The sequence below is a fragment of the Streptomyces capoamus genome, assembly GCF_014654935.1.
GTDB classification, from domain to species: domain Bacteria; phylum Actinomycetota; class Actinomycetes; order Streptomycetales; family Streptomycetaceae; genus Streptomyces; species Streptomyces capoamus.
In genome coordinates this window covers 233,282-236,329 of the sequence record NZ_BNBF01000011.1, presented here as the reverse complement: position 1 = coordinate 236,329, position 3,048 = coordinate 233,282, and the positions used below count along the sequence as shown (strand labels likewise).

The window sequence follows — 3,048 nt, the reverse complement described above, 5'->3', positions numbered from 1 at the left end:
GGCGACTCGGCTGGTTCGTACGCTGCGGTCTCGTACGGAACGCTCAAGGCATCTCCCGGCGTTGCTGCATGTCACCTTGTGGGTGCATACCGTAGCCCCTCGGTCGGACATCATGTCCGGGAACCGAGAAAACGTGCGCCGGGACAACGCGCGGGCCGCGCGAAAAGTTCCCGCGCGGCCCGTCGTGCCGTCCGTCGTGGCGCCCGCCGAGGCGTCAGAACCCGCCGCTCAGGCGGCACTTCCGGCGGTCCAGGCGCTCCACGACATGTTCCAGCCGTTGAGCCCGTTGTCGGGGGAGACGGTGCTGTCGGGGGAGTTCTTCACGATCACGACGTCCCCGACGAGCGAGTTGTCGAAGAACCACTTGGCCTGCGTGTCGCCCTGCGCCCCCTGCACGTCCGCGAGGCCGACGCAGCCGTGGCTGGTGCCCTCGCGCCCGAAGGGCGGGTTGCCCTTGTTGTACCAGTAGTTGCCGTGGATGAACGTCCCCGACGAGGTCAGTCGCATCGCGTGCGGCACGTCCGCGATGTCGTACTCCCCGCCGAAGCCGACCGTCGAGCCGTTCATACGGGTCTGCACGAACTTCTCGGAGATCACCATCTGCCCGTTGTACGTCGTGTGCTGCGGGCTGCCCGCCGAGATCGGCACCGTCTTGAAGGTCTTGCCGTCCCGTACGACCGTCATGGTCTGCGAGCGCGCGTCGACCGTGGAGACCTGCGACCGCCCGACGGTGAAGGAGACGGTCTTCTTCTGCACCCCGTAGACGCCCTTGGCGCCCTGGACCCCGTCCAGGGCGATGTTCAGCGTGACCTTGGAGCCGGCCTTCCAGTACTCCTGCGGCCGGAAGTCGAGCCGGCGGTCGCCGAACCAGTGGCCGGCCACCTGCTGGCCGCTGGAGGAGTTGACCGTGATGTGGGACTGCACGGCCTTCTTGTCGGTGATGGACTTGTCGAAGGTGAACGACACGGGCATGCCGACCCCGACCGTCGAGCCGTTGTCGGGCGTGTAGGTGCCGATGAAGCTGTTCGACGAGCTGACGGTGGTGAAGATGGAGTTGGCCGCCGCGGTACGGCCGCCGGAGTCCTTCGCGGTCGCGGCTATCTGGTACTTCGTCCCGCGCTCCAGCTGCGCCTTGGGCTTCCAGCTGCGGCCGTCCGCCGATATCGCCCCCGGCACGGTCTGCCCCGACCCCGCCACGGTCATCTTCACGTCCGTCAGCCTGCCGTCGCCGACCTTCACGCCGGTGGCGTTGATGGACGCCCCCGTCGAACCGTCCTTGGCCGATATCGAGATCTTCGCCGTCGACGTCTTGGGGGAGTCCTTGCCGCCCTTGCCGTCGTCGGTCGCGTTGGCGCTGCCGCCGCAGGCGGTCAGGGTGAGGGCGCCGACCATCAGGGCGGCACAGGCCCCCAGTACGCGCCGCGCTGCAATGTCCGGCGTTGTCACGGGCTGCTCCCAGTTCGTGTGAAGTGCGTGATCCGTTCCAGTGCGTGGAGAAAGAGGGCACCGGTGCCGGGGAAGGTTCCCGCCGACGCCCTCGAACGCCATCACGTGACAGAACCGCGACAATCCCGGCCCCGACCCGGCCCTAACGGCCGTACAGCTCCCCGTACGACGGCCACACTCCGCCCGGTCCGGCCACCGACTCCGCCGCCCGTACGGCACGTACGATCGCGCGCGTCACGAGGTCCGCCCCGGCGGCCAGGACGTCGTTGAGCGCCAAAGGGTGCGTGCCGAGGGCCTGTGCGCCGGTCGCGAGGGCGAACACCGTGTCACCGTCGTGCAGAAGGTGCACCGGCCTTACGGCGCGCGCGATGCCGTCGTGCGCCGTGCCCGCGAGCTTCTGCGCCTGCGCCTTGGTGAGGTCCGCGTCCGTGGCGACCACCGCCAGCGTCGTGTTGAGCGGCGCGGGGGCGTCACCGGTCTCGTCCAGGCGGCGGCGCGCGGCTTCGTGCACGCGCGCCTCCGGATACGCCACCCGCCCCTGGAACATCTCCCCGTACAGCGCCCCCGTTCCCGGATCCAGCACCGATCCCGCCGCGTTCGCGACCACCAGCGCCGCCACGGTGATCCCCGAGGCGAGCACCGTGCTCGCGGTTCCCACCCCGCCCTTGAGCCGCCCGGCGACCGCGCCCGTGCCGGCGCCGACGCAGCCCTGCGGCACCCGTCCGCCCGCCGCGGACGCCGCCGCGGCCTCCACCGCGGCGCGTCCCGTCGCCGCGTCGGGACGGGCCCGGAAGTCGCCGCCGCGACCGAGGTCAAAGACGCACGCGGCCGGCACCACCGGCACGACGTGCGCCGGATCCGGCCCCACCGGCACCCCGCGCCCCTGCTCCTCCAGCCAGGCCATCACCCCGGACGCCGCGTCCAGCCCGTAGGCGCTCCCTCCGGTGAGTACGACCGCGTCGACCCTCTGCACCACGTTGCGCGGGTCCAGCGCGTCGGTCTCCTTGGTGCCGGGGCCGCCGCCGCGCACGTCCACGGCGGCGACGGCTCCGCCCTCGGGCGCGAGGACGACCGTGGTGCCGGTGAGCCAGCCGTCGCCGCTGCGGGTGGCGTGCCCCACCCGCAGCCCGGCGACATCCGTCAATGCGTCAGCTGTCATGGACGCCAGTCTGGCCGAGCCGGCGCACCCTGCCGAAGGGTTCAGCCGGCCGGAGTGCCGGTGTCCGCCCGGTGCCGGGCGGCCCTGCGCGCGGTCAGGACCACACCGGCCGCCACCGCGGCCGAGCAGACGAGCCCCGCCGCGAGCACCGCCCACTCTCGCAGGAAGGTGCAGCAGATCACCAGCAGGGCCGCGACCGGCAGCACCAGCTGCTGCGCGAGGCCCACCTTGAAGTGGCGCGCGTGCAGCGCCCACACGGTCAGCAGGTACAGGGCCGTCGGCAGCGTGACCGCCGCCGAGGCGGACAGGGCGGAGATGTGCGCCTTGCCGACCGCCTGCTCCACGGCCACCTCCAGACCCGCGCCGATCGCCGCCGTCGAGGCGAAGACCGGATAGTGGCCGTAGCCCCAGACGAACGCCCGCCGGCTGGAGCGCAGATGACC

General features: G+C 71.8%; 3 protein-coding genes. All 3 read right to left on the bottom strand.

Going from position 1 to position 3,048, the window contains the following annotated elements; all coding sequences use genetic code 11:
* Positions 1 to 228: 228 nt before the first annotated feature.
* Positions 229 to 1,446, bottom strand: a complete 1,218-nt coding sequence (locus IE312_RS19600) for a L,D-transpeptidase (RefSeq protein ID WP_189983517.1) — start codon at positions 1,444 to 1,446, stop codon at positions 229 to 231.
* 142 nt (positions 1,447 to 1,588) lie between these two features.
* A complete protein-coding gene (locus IE312_RS19595; RefSeq protein WP_189983515.1) occupies positions 1,589 to 2,605 on the bottom strand; it encodes a P1 family peptidase in 1,017 nt (338 codons plus the stop codon).
* Between the two features lie 41 nt (positions 2,606 to 2,646).
* On the bottom strand, positions 2,647 to 3,048 hold a 402-nt coding region (locus IE312_RS40910; protein WP_229900150.1), incomplete at its 5' end, for a low temperature requirement protein A.